The sequence below is a fragment of the Amycolatopsis kentuckyensis genome, from assembly GCF_002155975.1.
Lineage (GTDB): Bacteria > Actinomycetota > Actinomycetes > Mycobacteriales > Pseudonocardiaceae > Amycolatopsis > Amycolatopsis kentuckyensis.
Genome location: NZ_MUMI01000001.1, coordinates 41,659 through 55,222 on the forward strand (window position 1 = coordinate 41,659; position 13,564 = coordinate 55,222).

14 protein-coding genes are annotated in these 13,564 nt (G+C 72.2%); 7 read left to right on the top strand and 7 right to left on the bottom strand.

What is annotated here, in order from left to right; translation table 11 throughout:
- The first annotated feature begins 121 nt into the window (after positions 1–121).
- Together CCN39_RS51465 and CCN39_RS00160 are read left to right on the top strand one after the other, a co-directional pair.
- Positions 122–1,330 (top strand): CHAT domain-containing protein, encoded by a 1,209-nt coding sequence (locus CCN39_RS51465; RefSeq protein ID WP_244210546.1) that lies wholly within the window; start codon positions 122–124, stop codon positions 1,328–1,330.
- 271 nt (positions 1,331–1,601) lie between these two features.
- Complete coding sequence (locus tag CCN39_RS00160) at positions 1,602–1,907, top strand: DUF4232 domain-containing protein (RefSeq protein WP_244210547.1); 306 nt, start codon at positions 1,602–1,604, stop codon at positions 1,905–1,907.
- 122 nt (positions 1,908–2,029) lie between these two features.
- On the opposite strand, the gene CCN39_RS00165 is transcribed toward CCN39_RS00160, so the two are convergent.
- A complete protein-coding gene (locus CCN39_RS00165; RefSeq protein ID WP_086837761.1) occupies positions 2,030–3,355 on the bottom strand; it encodes a DUF2079 domain-containing protein in 1,326 nt (441 codons plus the stop codon).
- Positions 3,356–3,411: 56 nt separating this feature from the next.
- Positions 3,412–4,743, bottom strand: a complete 1,332-nt coding sequence (locus CCN39_RS00170; protein WP_086837762.1) for a sensor histidine kinase — start codon at positions 4,741–4,743, stop codon at positions 3,412–3,414.
- A gap of 65 nt (positions 4,744–4,808) precedes the next feature.
- Here CCN39_RS00170 and CCN39_RS00175 point away from each other — a divergent pair, with 65 nt between their 5' ends.
- Positions 4,809–5,645 (top strand): maleylpyruvate isomerase family mycothiol-dependent enzyme, encoded by an 837-nt coding sequence (locus CCN39_RS00175; protein WP_086837763.1) that lies wholly within the window; start codon positions 4,809–4,811, stop codon positions 5,643–5,645.
- 16 nt (positions 5,646–5,661) lie between these two features.
- Here CCN39_RS00175 and CCN39_RS00180 read toward each other — a convergent pair whose 3' ends face one another.
- Positions 5,662–6,645 (bottom strand): small ribosomal subunit Rsm22 family protein, encoded by a 984-nt coding sequence (locus CCN39_RS00180; protein WP_086837764.1) that lies wholly within the window; start codon positions 6,643–6,645, stop codon positions 5,662–5,664.
- A gap of 27 nt (positions 6,646–6,672) precedes the next feature.
- Complete coding sequence (locus CCN39_RS00185; protein WP_086837765.1) at positions 6,673–6,933, bottom strand: hypothetical protein; 261 nt, start codon at positions 6,931–6,933, stop codon at positions 6,673–6,675.
- Positions 6,934–7,118: 185 nt separating this feature from the next.
- Between CCN39_RS00185 and CCN39_RS00190 the strand changes: the two genes are divergently transcribed.
- The 4 genes from CCN39_RS00190 to CCN39_RS00205 all read left to right on the top strand — a co-directional run bounded on the left by CCN39_RS00190 (position 7,119) and on the right by CCN39_RS00205 (position 10,153).
- Positions 7,119–7,544 (top strand): YciI family protein, encoded by a 426-nt coding sequence (locus CCN39_RS00190; protein WP_086837766.1) that lies wholly within the window; start codon positions 7,119–7,121, stop codon positions 7,542–7,544.
- A gap of 1 nt (position 7,545) precedes the next feature.
- Positions 7,546–7,896 (top strand): YciI family protein, encoded by a 351-nt coding sequence (locus tag CCN39_RS00195; RefSeq protein ID WP_086837767.1) that lies wholly within the window; start codon positions 7,546–7,548, stop codon positions 7,894–7,896.
- 39 nt (positions 7,897–7,935) lie between these two features.
- Entirely contained in the window at positions 7,936–9,201 is a 1,266-nt protein-coding gene (locus CCN39_RS00200) for an RNA polymerase sigma factor (protein ID WP_086837768.1), read from the top strand.
- Positions 9,202–9,280: 79 nt separating this feature from the next.
- Positions 9,281–10,153, top strand: coding sequence for an SDR family NAD(P)-dependent oxidoreductase (locus CCN39_RS00205; protein ID WP_244210548.1), 873 nt, complete (start codon positions 9,281–9,283; stop codon positions 10,151–10,153).
- Here the strand turns inward: CCN39_RS00205 and CCN39_RS00210 are convergent.
- From CCN39_RS00210 to CCN39_RS00220, 3 genes are read right to left on the bottom strand one after another with little or no spacing between them, the layout of a single operon-like run.
- Positions 10,150–10,701, bottom strand: a complete 552-nt coding sequence (locus CCN39_RS00210) for an HD domain-containing protein (RefSeq protein ID WP_086837770.1) — start codon at positions 10,699–10,701, stop codon at positions 10,150–10,152. The genes CCN39_RS00205 and CCN39_RS00210 overlap by 4 nt on opposite strands.
- Positions 10,702–10,711: 10 nt before the next feature.
- Positions 10,712–12,400 carry an L-lactate permease gene (locus tag CCN39_RS00215; RefSeq protein ID WP_086837771.1) on the bottom strand — a complete coding sequence of 563 codons (1,689 nt, stop codon included), beginning with the start codon at positions 12,398–12,400 and terminating at the stop codon, positions 10,712–10,714.
- Between the two features lie 29 nt (positions 12,401–12,429).
- Positions 12,430–13,212, bottom strand: coding sequence for an IclR family transcriptional regulator (locus tag CCN39_RS00220; RefSeq protein WP_086837775.1), 783 nt, complete (start codon positions 13,210–13,212; stop codon positions 12,430–12,432).
- Positions 13,213–13,564: the final 352 nt, after the last annotated feature.

The following is a 13,564-nucleotide window of genomic DNA, read 5'->3' on the forward strand; positions in this document are numbered from 1 at the left end:
TCTGCAGAGGCAACGCAGCCGGTTCGGCAGCGTCGACCTGCAGACCGGGACGACGTCGCTGGGCAAGGAACTCGCCGCCGCGGGGCTCGCCGCCGCGCTCGCCCAGCGCTCGCCGGGTGTGGTGTTCCGCTGGCTGGACCGCTCGCGCGCGCAGGCGTTCCGGTTCCGGCCGGTGCGCCCGCCGGCCCACCCGGAGACGGTCGACGCCGTCGCCGAGCTGAGGTTCCTCTCGATGCAGATCCGCGCGGGCGAGCTGGCCGGGAAGCCGGACACCCAGGCCGTGAAGCGGTGTGCCGCGCTGGAACGGGAAATCCGCGCCAAAGGCTGGCAGGCCGAGGGCGTCGACGCCGACCACGCCGAGGCGAAGCTGCGCGAAATCGGCGACGAGCTCGCGGCGACCGGCAGCGCGATGGTCTGCTTCCTCGCCGACCGCGGCGCGTTGTGCGCGCAGGTGATCGCCAACCACCGGGTGGCGCTGGTCGAGCTCGGCCCGGCGTCGGCGGTCGCGGAGCCGGTCGCGCGGCTCCACAGCGACCTCGACGCGTTGTGCGGGCGCCAGCTGCCGCCGCAGCTGGACCAGGTGATCCGCCGCTCGGTGCGGACGCAGGTCACCGCGCTGGACCGGATCCTGCTGGCCCCGCTGGGACCCCGGCTCGGCGACCTCGACGTCGTCGTCGTGCCGACCGGCGCGCTTTCGGCGATCCCGTGGGGGCTGCTGCCGACGCTGCACGGCCGCCCGGTGACGGTCACGCCGTCGTCGTCGGCCTGGTTCGACGCGGGCTCCCGGGCCGGCCGGGCGACCGGTGCGCCGCTGCTCGTCGCGGGTTCCGACCTGACCCACGCCGAAGCCGAAGTCGCCCGGCTGGCGCCGCTGTACCCGGACGCCGAGGTCCTGACCGGCCCGGACGCCACGGTCGCGGCGACGCTCAAGGCGTTCGACGGCTGCCGCCTGGCCCACTTCGCCGCGCACGGTCACCACGAGCAGGAGAACGTGCTGTTTTCCCGGCTCAACCTGGCCGACGGGCCGCTGATGGCCTACGACGTCCAGCAGCTGGCGACGGCCCCGGAGCAGGTGGTGCTGTCTTCGTGCGACGTTGGCCAGGCGGTGGTCCGGGCGGGCGACGAGGTCCTGGGCTTCACGGCGGCGCTGCTCTACGGCGGCAGCCGCACGGTGGTCTCGAGCGTGGCCCGCGTCGACGACCGCACGGCGGGCGGCGTGATGCTGGCGTTCCACAAGGCGCTGGCCGCGGGCACGCCCCCGGCCCGGGCGCTCGCGGACGCGGCCCAGGCGGAACCGCTGATGCCGTTCGTCTGCTTCGGCCGCAGCTGACCTCCTTTTCGACGTCCGGTCGCGGCCGGGGTGGCTTTCCGGTGATCGACCCCATTCCGCCGCATCCCCGTGGGCCCGCCGGAAATCTTCCGGAGACGAGTTCGATCATTCGGCGCAGGGAGGCACCCGCTTCGAACGGCGGCACGGGCGCCGGCGCCGCGGCGGCCCCCGAGCCCGCCGCGGCGAAGACGTCCGGCACGCCCGGTGCACGACGGCGGACCTCTCGATCGCCCTGGGCAAGCCGGAGGAGAAGAGCCCCGGCCTGTACGGCGTGCCCGGCGTCGACCTCGTCGGCCCGGACGACCCGGTGTTCGGCGCGGTCTACCACCTGCCGCGCGTCGACAACGGCGTGCAGCACAACGAGGTGACGCCCGGGACCACGGCTTCGGCGACCGTCACCGTGCTGACCCCGGCCGAGGGCGGGAAGTCCTGGACGCCGGCGAAGCTGAACACGATCCCGCCCGGCCAGACCCGGCCGCTGTCCGCGGACTGGCCGGCGGACCTGCCTGTGCTCCGCAAGGACGCGGCCACCCACCCGGGCTCGTATGTCAACGGCATTCTGGCCGATCCGGCCTGACGTCACTCGATCGAGTGAAGCGCGGGGCCGCGCGTCATTCCTGGCGCAGGGTTCCCTCTTCCTCGGTGCGGCGGTAACCGGCCGGCACGCCCCCCGACTGGCCGGTTACCGCTGCGAGTTTCCTACTCACGGTGGAGCAGCACGACGGAGTCCGTCCCGTCGACGCGCAGGTACCCCTCGTCCGCCAGCTCGGTCAGCGCCGCGGCCTTCGTCGCGAGCGTCGTCGGCCAGGACTGTTCCGGCTGCGCCACGACCACCCACTCCGGCCGCTCGTTCGTCACGCCGTCGAAGAACAGCACCGTGCAGCGGGACGTCAGGTGCGGGGCCAGGCGGTTGGACGCCAGGACCGTCGCGCCGTCGGGGATCCGCGCCAGGACCGCGGTGATCCCGGCCCGCTGCGCCGGCGTCCAGACGCCGTCGGTGAGGTGCGCCGCCTGCAGGCCGAGCGACGCCAGCCCGGCGACCACCGCGCACACCGGCAGGTACCGCTTGAAGCCGCCGAACCGGCGGGCGCCGTGCACACCGGCGAGGAACACGATCGGCATCAGCACCGCGCTGTAGTGGTAGCCCATGCCCCAGTAGCGGTCGTTCGCCGAGACCAGCCGCCACAGCAGCGTCGGCACCGCCAGGACGAGCAGCGGCGAGCGCAGGGCCGCGAACGCCGTCGGCGCCAGCAGGGCCAGCAGCATCGACACCTTGACGATCGCCCCGCCGAACGGGTTGAAGCCGCTGCCGTGCGCGTACGCGCCACCGGGGTTCAGCGCGGGCAAGACGACCAGGAACAGCAGCGCGGACGTGACGACGCCGAAGACGATCACCGTCCAGCCGAGCCGCCGCTGCCGGTTGAGCACCAGCACCACGCCGACGGCGGCGAGCGTCAGCGGCAGGTCCTCCTTGACCAGCACCAGCGGCAGCGCGCACCAGACCGCCGCCCGCCACCGCTCGTGCAGCAGGTGCTCGGCGGTGAAGGCCAGCATCGGAACGGCGAAGCAGACCTCGTGGAAGTCGAAGTTCACCGCGGACAGCAGCCCCCACGACAGCACGTACCCGGCGCCGGCGAGCGCACCCCGGCGGGCGCCGAGCAGCCGGATCGCGCACCGCGTCACCGGCACCGCGGACAGCGCGAACAGCAGCGCCTGCGCGACCAGCAGGCACCCCGGCGACGGCCACAGCAGGTAGAACGGCGCCAGCAGCGCCAGGATCGGGTGGAAGTGGTCGCCGAGCGTCGGCCAGTCCGCGCCGAGCAGGTCCGACACCGGCCAGTGGCCGTGCGCGTAGGACCGCACCGCCTGTTCGAAGATCCCCAGGTCGAACCCGCTCGCGTCGAACGTCCGCAGCCGCTGCAGCGACCAGGCGGCGTACCCGGCGAAGGCGACCGCGGCGACGACGTAGGGGACCGCGCGGCTTTCGCGCGTGCGCGCCGGAGCCGGCGCGAAGTCGATCAGCATGGCGGGATGCTCTTGCGGCCACGCTGAACCGAAGCTTAAGCAGGCTGAAGAAGTCTTCAGGCAAGCGGCAAGCGCAGCTCCAGGCAGGCGCCGGCCGTGCTCTCGGCGACGCGCAGCGTGCCGCCGTGCGTCCGCGCGATCTCCGCGGCGATCGCCAGCCCGAGCCCGGAGCCGCCGTCGTCCTCGCGCGCACGGTCGTCGTCGAGCCGGACGAACCGGTCGAAGACGCGCTCACGCTGGTCGGCCGGGATGCCCGGGCCGTCGTCGCGGACGGTCAGCACGGCCTGGCCGCCGACCTCGCTGAGCGCGATCGTCACCCGGCTGCGCGCGTGCCGCTCCGCGTTGTCGACGAGGTTGCGCAGCACGCGCTCCAGGCGTCCCGAGTGCCCCTGGACCACCGGGTCGGCCTGGAGGTCCGGGCGCACCTCGACGCCGTCGCGGGGGAGCCGCGCGGCCAGGTGCCCGGTGACGAGGTCCGCGAGCGCGATCCGGGTGGTCCCGGCCGGCTGGTCGGCGTCCAGCTTGCTGAGCAGCAGCAGGTCCCCGGTGAGGGTCTCCATCCGCGACACGTCCAGCACGGCGTTCTCGAAGCTGTGGCGCCAGTCGAGCCGGTCGGGGTGGGCGAGCTGGACCTCGAGCTGGGTGCGCATCGACGCCAGCGGCGTGCGGAGCTCGTGCGAGGCGTCCGCGGTGAACTGGCTCTGCCGCTGCACGGACCGGTCGAGCCGCGCCAGCATCGCGTTCATCGTGACGGCGAGCTCGGTGATCTCGTCACCGGAGTCGGGCACCGGCACGCGGCGGCCGAGGTCCCGCGCGCGGATCCCGTCGACCTCGGCCCGGATGGTCCCGACCGCGCGCAGCGACCGCCGCACGGCGAACCAGGCGACGGCGCCGATGAACAGGGACGCCGCGGGCACCCCGCCCCAAAGGATCCGCCGGGCGGTGGCCACGGTTTCGAGGCCGACCGGGTCGAGCTTCTCCGCGGACAAGACGGCGTAGCGGCGGTCTTTCGTCCGCGCGGTGCGGTAGAGCTGGTCGTCGAGGCCGAACGGCTCGACGATGACGCAGTTCGGCCCGTAGACCCGGACCGGTTCGCCGTCGGAGAACTTCTTCGTGCTGCCCATCGAGCAGTCGGCCGCCTCCAGGCTGATCATGTACCCGCCGCCCTTGGGGTACCGCTTCGGCACGTCGGCCGGGGCGACCCTCGAGTTCAGCAGCGCGAGCAGTGTGTCGACCTTGTCGCTGGCCCGGGAATCGGCGTTGTTCACGAGGCCGCTTTGCAGGGTGCTCACGAACCAGTACGACCCGAGGCCGAGGACGAGCGCCGACGCGAGGGCGGCGAAGAGGGCGACCCGCCACCGGGTCGACCGGGGCAGGATCCGGGCCATGTCCAGAAGATAACCGCACCTTCGGAGATCCGGACCGGCGTGCCCGCGGGCTAGCGTCGGAAACCGTGACGGTCGAACAGTGGCACCAGGTGCGCGCGGCCCTGCCCGAGGTCGGCGGCCGGTTCGCGGACCTGCTGACCGGCGTCGGCGACCCGCACGCGAGAGCGCTCGGTGAGTGGACGATCGGCGAAGCGGCGTCCCACGTGGGGATGATCGCGCTGATGTACACGGCGATGATCCGCGGCGACGGCGGCCCGCTCCCGCTGCCGGGCCTGGAAGAGCCGATCGACGCGGCGAGCGTCGACACGATCTCCCGGATGAACGCGCTCGCGCTGGAGCTCTACCCGGAGCGCGACCCGGTCCGCCTGGCCGCGCGGCTGCGCGCGGACCTCGCCGAGGTGCTGCTGGTCAGCGCGGACCTGGACCCGGAGAAGCCGGTGTGGTGGCTGGGCGGCTCCCGGGTGCCGGTCGCGGGCGTCCTCGCGCACCTGGTCAACGAGATGCTGATCCACGGCCTCGACATCGCCCGGGTGCTCGGGCAGCCGTGGCGCATCCCCGCGCGGCTGGAGGCGCTGTTCCTCGAGCTGTTCCTGTTCGGCATGGTCCGCAACGACATGGGCCACCTCCTCGACGACGCGACACCGTCACCCCGCCGCATCGCGGTGGAGTTCCGGTCGGCGTACACGAGCCCGGCGGTACTGGCGCTCCAGCACGGAAGGCTGCGGTACGAGCGACCGGACGGCACCGCGGACGTCCGGCTCCGGTTCGACCCGGCGATCCTGGTGCCGATGATGTTCGGCCGCATTTCCCGCGTCCGCGCGGTGTTGCTCGGCGGCCTGCGCATCGGCGGTCCGCGGCCGTGGCTGCTGCCGGCGTTCCTGCGGACGGTCCGGATGCCTTAGCCGCCCTGCCACCGGATCAGGCGGAAGACCAGCCGTCGCCCCACTCGGCGTCCCGGGCGGCGCGGTACCGCGGGCCCTGCTTCTTCGAGACGGCGACCCCGGGCTTCAGCCCTTCGGAAGCCGTGCACAGGTCGAGCGCGACCCAGCCCTTGTGCTTCTTCGGGTGCCGGATGATCCGCGCGTCCGCCCGCTCGGGCGTGGTCCGCGCCGCGACGACGTAGGCGAACTTCTCGTCCTCGAACCCGAGGGTGCCGGCCTTGAGCCGCCGGTGCAGGCCGGAGCGCGGGAGCCGCGCGGAGAAGTGGCACCAGTCCTGGCCGGGCACGATCGGGCAGGCGGCATCGTGCGGACACGGCGCGACGACGTGCAGGCCGAGTTCGATCAGCTCGGCGCGGGCGGCGCGGATCCGCTCGTAGCCGGCCGGTGTGCCGGGCTCGATCAGGGCGACCGCCCCGGCCTTCGCCGCAAGCCAGCGCACCACGCCGGGGCGAGTGGCTTCCGGGAGCTCGCCGAGCACGTAGGACAGCGTGACGAGGTCGGCGTCCGGGGCGGGCGAGGCGGGGTCGACGAACCCGCGCCGCCACTCGGCGTCGCGGACCGCGGTCCGGCCGCTGCCGGCGGCGAGCCGCTTGCCGAGCCCGATGGCCCCGGCCACCTGCTCCAGCACGGTGCACTGGGCCAGCGACGGCCACACGTCCACGGCGGCCCACACGGCGGCACCAGTACCCCCGCCGACGTCGATCTGCGTACGTGGTTCGAAGCCGGGAGCACGCAACGCGGCTTCGGCGAGCACAGCGTGTACAGCGGCGTAGGTGGCCGGCATGCGGTAGCCCGCGTACGCGGCGACGTCGGCTTCGGAGCTGAGGATCGGCGAAGTGGCCGCGTCACCTTGGCGGTAGCGCGCGCTGAGGCGATCGACGGACTGGGTCAGCCGAGCCACGGGGTGCCGGGCCAGCTCGTCGTCGAGCGCGGAGGAGAGATCATCGGGGAGTACCGCCACGACGGCAGGTTAGCCGGGGCCCGGCCCTCACCAGGGCTTGGCGTCGCGGTTCCGGGTCCAGCGCCAGGCGGAGGCCGCGCCTCGCCACAACTGCCGGCCGGCGCGTGCCAGGCGGCGCGGCCGGTCTTCGGTCGCTCGCCGGATCTCGACGGCGCGCGGGTACCGCCGCCGGACTCGCCGCACGGACTTGTCCCAAACCGGGAAGCCGGGCTTGCCTGCCTGGCCTGGCCGGTCCGCCGGGAGCCGGACGATGTACCGGCGCTCCCCCTGCCGTACGCGCTCCGCCACGTGGCCCTCCCCGCTCTGCCGCAGGCCGGCAGCTTACTCCCGGGACCGGGCACGCCTGTCCGGATTGTCCCCCGGAATCGGCCCTGAGCTGCTAGTTTTCCCGCGCCAAAACTTTTCGGCGGCGGCTGTCGATCCGGCGCCCGGCCGTTCGACGCGTAGGCAGAAGCGAACGAAGGGAGACCGCGATGCGGTTCATGGTGATCGTCAAGACCAACGAAGACTCCGAGGCGGGCAAGGGCCCCAGCGCCGAGCTGCTCGAGGAGATGGGGAAGTTCAACGAAGAGCTGGTCAAGGCCGGCGTCCTGCTCGCCGGTGAAGGGCTCACGCCGAGCTCGCAGGGCGCGCGGGTCGTCTTCTCCGGCACCGAGGAGCCCAAGGTCGTCGACGGTCCGTTCGCCGAGACCAAGGAGCTCGTCGGCGGCTTCTGGATCCTCCAGTGCCGGGACCGCGAAGAGTGCATCGAGTGGATCAAGCGGATGCCCAACCCCGAGGGCCAGGCCGGTGAGGTCGAGATCCGCCGGGTCGCCGAGGCGTCGGACTTCGAGAACATGACGCCGGAAGTCGTCGAACTGGAAGGCCGGCTGCGGGCGCAGTCCGCCGGGCAGGCGTGACATGCGGTTCCTGGTGATCGTCAAGGCGAGCCCCGAATCGGAGGCGGCCGGGTTCCAGCCCAGCGCCGAAGAGCTGACCGAGATGACGAAGTTCAACGAGCGGCTGTTCGCCGAGGGCCGGATCGAACTCGCCGAGGGGCTCACGTCCAGCGCGGACGGTTCGCGCGTCCTGTTCGAAGGCGACGCGGAGCCCAAGGTCATCGACGGCCCGTTCGCGGAGACCAAGGAGCTGATCGCCGGGTTCTGGGTGCTCAAGGGCGAGTCCCTCGAAGAGATCGTCGAGCTGATGAAGCAGGTCCCCAACCTCGGCCCGGGCGAGGGCGTGCTGGAGATCCGCCCGATCGACGAGTAGTGGGTTGCACCGGGCAAGATCACCCTGTCTGATGGCCGGGTGACGGTTGCGGACGCCCGGAGAACGGTCGAAACGGTCTGGCGGATCGAGTCGCCGCGGCTCATCGCGGGCCTGGCCCGGATGGCTCGCGGCGACGTCGGTCTCGCCGAAGAACTGGCGCAGGACGCGCTGGTCGCGGCGCTGGAGCAGTGGCCGGACGCCGGCGTCCCCCGCAACCCCGGCGCCTGGCTGATGACGATCGCCAAGCGCCGTGCGGTCGACCAGTTCCGCCGCAACGAGCGGTACGCGGAGAAACTCGAGGAAGTCGGGCGCGATCAGCGGCTCGGCGACGGTGTCCTGCCCGACTTCGACGCCGCGCTCGACGACCACATCGAGGACGACGTCCTCCGCCTGCTGTTCGTCGCCTGCCACCCGGTGCTGAACACGCAGGCCCGGGTCGCGCTGACGCTGCGCATGGTCGGCGGCCTGACCACCGACGAGATCGCGCGCGCCTTCCTGGTCCGCGAATCGACGATCGCCCAGCGGATCGTCCGGGCGAAGAAGGCCCTCGCCGCGGCGAAGGTGCCCTTCGAGGTGCCGGAGGGCGACGAACGCGTCGCCCGGCTGTCGTCCGTGCTCGAAGTCCTCTACCTCGTGTTCAACGAGGGCTACTCGGCCACCCGCGGCGACGACTGGATGCGGCCGGCCCTCTGCGAAGAGGCGATGCGGCTCGGCCGCGTGCTCGCCGGCCTGATGCCGGGCGAGTCGGAGGTCCACGGCCTGGTCGCGCTGATGGAGCTGCAGGCGTCCCGCGCGAAGGCCCGCACCGGCCCGAACGGCGAACCGGTGCTCCTGCTGGACCAGGACCGTGCCCGCTGGGACCGGTTCCTGATCCAGCACGGCCTCGCCGCGCTGGCGTTGTCCGAGCAGATCGCCGAGGGCGCGTACGGCCCGTACTCCGCCCAGGCGGCGATCGCGGCCTGCCACGCCCGGGCGCGCACGGCCGAGGAGACGGACTGGGCCCGCATCGCGGCGCTCTACGAAGGTCTCGGCAAACTCCAGCCGTCCCCGGTGATCGAGCTGAACCGCGGGGTCGCGGTGGCGATGGCGTACGGGCCGTCCGCGGGCCTGGAAGTGGTCGACGCGGTCGCCGACGACCCGGCGCTGAAGGACTACCACCTGCTGCCGAGCGTCCGCGGCGACCTGCTGGAGAAGCTCGGCCGGCGCGCGGAAGCCGAGCGGGAGTTCCGCCGGGCGGCGGAGATGACGGAGAACTCCCGCGAACGCGCCCTGCTGCTGGACCGCGCGACGGCGGTCGCCGGCTGAGACCGGCCTCAGGCGGATAGCAATACTCTCCATTTCAGATAGTCAAACTATCCGACTGGAGGGAACTGTGGGGAAGACTGTGAACAGGCGGGCTGTCCTGGGCGGCGGCGCCGCGGGTGTGGCGGCCGTGCTCGCCGGGCCGTCGGCGAGCGCCGCGGCTGCCGCCAAGGGCCGGTTCGACGGCAAGGTCGTGCTGATCACCGGCGCCACCTCGGGCATCGGGCGCGAGGCCGCGCTCGCGTTCGCGGCCCAGGGCGCCCGGGTGGGGTTCTGCGGCCGGCGCGCGGAACTCGGCCGCGAGGTGGAGCGCGAGCTGCGCGGCCGCGGATTCTACGTCCGGGCCGACGTCCGCGAGCCGGCACAGGTCGAGTCCTTTGTGGACGCGGTGGTGCGCCGCTGGGGGCGGCTGGACATCGCGTTCAACAACGCGGGCATCTCCGTCGCCAAGCCGGTGCACGAAATCAGCCTCGACGAATGGGAAGACGTCCAGCGGACCAACGCGCGCGGGGTGTTCCTCGCGATCAAGCACGAGGTCCCGCACCTGCTCGAACACGGTGGCGTCATCATCTGCACGGCGTCGTCGCAAGCCGAGCACACCCGGCCGGGACACGCGGCGTACACCGCCAGCAAGCGGGCGATCCAGGGCATCGTGAAAGCCGCCGCGCTCGACTACGGCGCCAACGGGATCCGGGTGCTTTCGATCGACCCGGGGACCACGGACACCGCGTTCGTCCGCCCGCCCGGCATCCCCGACGACCAGTGGGCGCAGTTCAAGCGGGCGTGGGGCCCGCTGAACGTCCACGGCCTGCCGAGGATGGCCGAGCCGAAGGAGATCGCCGCCGCCGTGGTGGCCCTGGCGTCGCCGGACTTCTCCTACCTCACCGGGACGTCGGTGCTGGTGGACGGCGGCCTCGGCACCGGCCGCCCGATGGTCATGCCGCCCCGGGGCTAGCGGTCGCGCCAGGCGAGCGGTGACAGCGTCATCGCCGCCTCGGCGACCTTCCGGGCGGTCTCCGTCTTGAGTCCCTTCCGCGCCGACTCGATCCACTCGCCGACCGGCCGGACGCCGACGTCCCGGTACTCCAGGGCCTGCAGCAGCATCTCCAGCTTGTCCGCGTCCTTGGCGCACCACGCTTCCGGCGACGTCCGGGTCTCGTACTCGTCGACGGCCTCGCGAACCAGCTCCCGTGACCGCTCGGGGAGCGAGGCCGTCTGGTCGGCGGTGATCTGCCGCGGCTCCGGCTTGCGCAGGTAGTCGCCGGCCGTCAGCGGCAGGTCGCCCGTGCGGGTCTCCTGCGTGTCGTGCCACAGCGCGAGGAAGGCCGCCCGCTCCGGGGACGCGCCTTCCTCCGCCGCGAGCAGCGCCGCGAGCTGGGCGGCGCGCAGGCTGTGCTCGCCGACCGACTCCGGGTCGCGGACCCCCGCGTGCCACCAGCCCGATCTCCTGATGCGCTTCAGGATCCCGAGCTCGTAGCCGAAGGACGCCAGTGCCTCGCTCATGCCGCCCAGCCTAGGGCGACGGGATCATCGCCGTCAGGATCGTCGCCTGGAGGAGCGAAATCACGCCGACCACCGCGGTGAGCAGCAGCGACCACAGGAACGTCTGCCGCAGCAGTGAGCCTTCCTTGCCGCTCTGCCCGATCGCCGTCGCACCGATCGACAGGTTCTGCGGCGAGATCATCTTGCCCATCACGCCGCCCGAGGTGTTCGTCGCGCCGGCCAGGATCGGGTTGAGGTCCAGCTGCTGCGCCGAGATCACCTGCATCGGGCCGAACAGGCTGTTCGTCGACGCGTCCGACCCGGTCAGGAACACGCCCAGCCAGCCGATGTAGGCCGAGAACAGCGGGAAGACGACACCGGTCGTCGCCAGGGCCAGGCCCAGCGTCTGCGTCGCGCCGGAGTAGTTCATCACGAAGGCGATCGCCAGGATCAGGAAGATCGTCGCCAGCGCCCAGCGCATCTGGTGCAGCGTCTTCCGGTACGTCGTCAGCAGCAGTTTCGGCCGCCCGCCCATCGCGAACCCGGCGAGCACCGCCGCGATCAGCGCGACCGTGCCGGGCGAGAAGAGGAAGTCGACGGTCAGCGTCGCCGCGTACGGCGCGTTCTTCGCGGTGATCGGCGGGTGCTGGACGACGTGGTTGTGCAGCCCCGGCCAGGCGAAGACCCAGTCGGCCTTGTGCAGCAGCTTCGTCAGGTCGAGCCAGGTGGGGAGGTGCTTGAAGATGGTGCCGATCCGCGACAGGAAGATCGCCAGGATCAGGATGATGTAGGGCAGCCACGCGTACAGCGCGCCGCGCTCGGCCTGGGCGGCGCCGAGGCTCTTGGCCGGGGTGGCTTCCTCGCCTTCGAAGCGCCACACCGTCGCGGGCTGCCAGAAGCGGGTCAGGATCCACAGCGCGGCCATCGCGGTGAGCGCGGCGAGGACGTCGACCAGGCTGGCGCTGATGTAGTTGGACGCGACGAACTGCATGGCCGCGAAAGCGAGCCCGGCGGTCAGCACCGCCGGCCACACCTCGAGCATGCGCTTCCAGCCGGCCAGGACGACGACCAGGAACGCCGGGATGATCAGCGCGAGCACCGGAACCTGGCGGCCGACCGCCGCCGAGAACAGCTCGGTGGCCTGGTCCTGCTTGAGGTGCATGATCGGCGCGGTCAGCCGGCCGAGCACGATCAGCGGGTTGCCCAGCCCGCCGAAGGCGACCGGCGCGGTGTTCGCCAGCAGCGCCAGCACGACGGCCTTCACCGGCGGGAACCCGAGCGCGGCCATCATCGCCGCGGTGATCGCGATCGGCGACCCACCGCCCGCGACGCCTTCCAGCAGCGCGCCGAAGCTGAACGCGATGAGCAGCGCCTGCAGCCGCCGGTCCTCGCTGAACCCGGCGAGCACCCGCTTGATCGCGTCGAACCGGCCGGTGGCGACGGTGACGTTGTGGAAGTAGACGGCGTGGAAGGCGATCCAGGCCACCGACCACACGCCGAACACGACGCCCATGGCCGCCGAGTCGAACGCCAGCGCGGCCGGCATCCGGTAGAGCAGCAGGGCGACGCCGAGCGCCGTCACCAGTGCGAGGGCTGCCGACAGGTGCGCGGAGAACCGGATCACCCCGAGCGAAACCAGCAGCACGATGATCGGGAGCGCGGCGAGCAGCGCGGAAACCCACAGCCCGCCCGCCGGCTGGTAGTCCTGGATCCAGGTCACGTCGGCTCCTTTGCCGGGGTGTCTCGTGCTCAGGCGGGTCGGCTCCGGACGTACCCGAGCCGCAGGGACAGGGCGGCGGCGGTCCCGGCCACGGAGGCGCCGAGTTCGTCGAGCCGGCGCAGCACGCGCGGCGCGGGCCCGGCAATGCTGATGGCGGCGATCGGCCGGCCGGAGTGGTCCCGCACGGCGGCGGCGACACACCCGACGTCGGGCTCGTTTTCGACCTCGTCGATCGCCCAGCCGCGGCGGCTGGTCTTCGCGAGCTCGTCGAGCAGCCGGTGCGGGTCGATGATGGTCTTGAGGGTGAGCGAGTCGAGCTTCATCCGCCGCACGCGTTCGAGCCGGTCGGCCTCGGGCAGCGCGGCGAGCCAGGCTTTCCCGAGCGACGTCGCGTGCTGCGGCCGCCGAGTGCCGAGCCGGCAGGCGAGGGTGACGGCACTGGCACTGCGTTCGGTGGCGACGTAAACCATGGTGTCGTTGTCGGGCACGGCGAGGTAGGTGGTCTCCCCGGACCGTTCGGCGAGCGAGGCGAGGTACCGAGGCGCACACCGGTGCAGATCGGTGGCGGCCATCGCGCGGGCCCCGAGCTCGACGAGCCGCGTGCCGAGCCGAACCCGCCCGGTGACCTGGTCGGCTTCGAGGTACTCGAGGTTCTTGAGGGTGCCGACGATCCGGTAGGCGGCGCTGCGGGAAAGCCCCAGTTGCCGCGCGATCGCATTGGTGGAAATCTCCTGGTGCCGCCCGACGTGCTCCAGCACGGCAAGCCCGCGTTCGAGAGTTCCGCTTTGTTCGAGCCCGCGCTCCGGTCCCACGTTGCCCTCCATTTCCCGCTGAGCGGCACGCCTTTCCGCTGGCTGGGGTTGGACGGTAACACCTCCGATGTATCTGCGGTAGATCTTGGAAAGTTTCACAACAATGCGAGTAGTTGTGGGTGCTAATTGGTTCAACATCCGATGGTTAAGTTTCCTACCTATGGCGGTTGCGCGCCCCTGAGCGGCCGCGTTCGACAGGTTCGACGGGGGTGGTGTTCATATCCGTGAATGTGCGGACGGGTTGTCCACGCCCCGACGGCAATGTGGACAAAGCGGCTCGGGCGGGGGTTCTTTCGCCGTTGTTGTCGGTTTGCGCCGATACGCTGGACCCGGGGGGCGCCCCCGCGGCGGG

Excerpts from the sequence above, each read along its gene's own strand:
- CCN39_RS00165 (WP_086837761.1), bottom strand. The coding sequence starts at position 3,355 with ATGCTGATCGACTTCGCGCCGGCTCCGGCGCGCACGCGCGAAAGCCGC.
- CCN39_RS00170 (WP_086837762.1), bottom strand. The coding sequence starts at position 4,743 with ATGGCCCGGATCCTGCCCCGGTCGACCCGGTGGCGGGTCGCCCTCTTC.
- CCN39_RS00190 (WP_086837766.1), top strand. The coding sequence starts at position 7,119 with ATGCGGTTCATGGTGATCGTCAAGACCAACGAAGACTCCGAGGCGGGC.
- CCN39_RS00195 (WP_086837767.1), top strand. The coding sequence starts at position 7,546 with ATGCGGTTCCTGGTGATCGTCAAGGCGAGCCCCGAATCGGAGGCGGCC.
- CCN39_RS00210 (WP_086837770.1), bottom strand. The coding sequence starts at position 10,701 with ATGAGCGAGGCACTGGCGTCCTTCGGCTACGAGCTCGGGATCCTGAAG.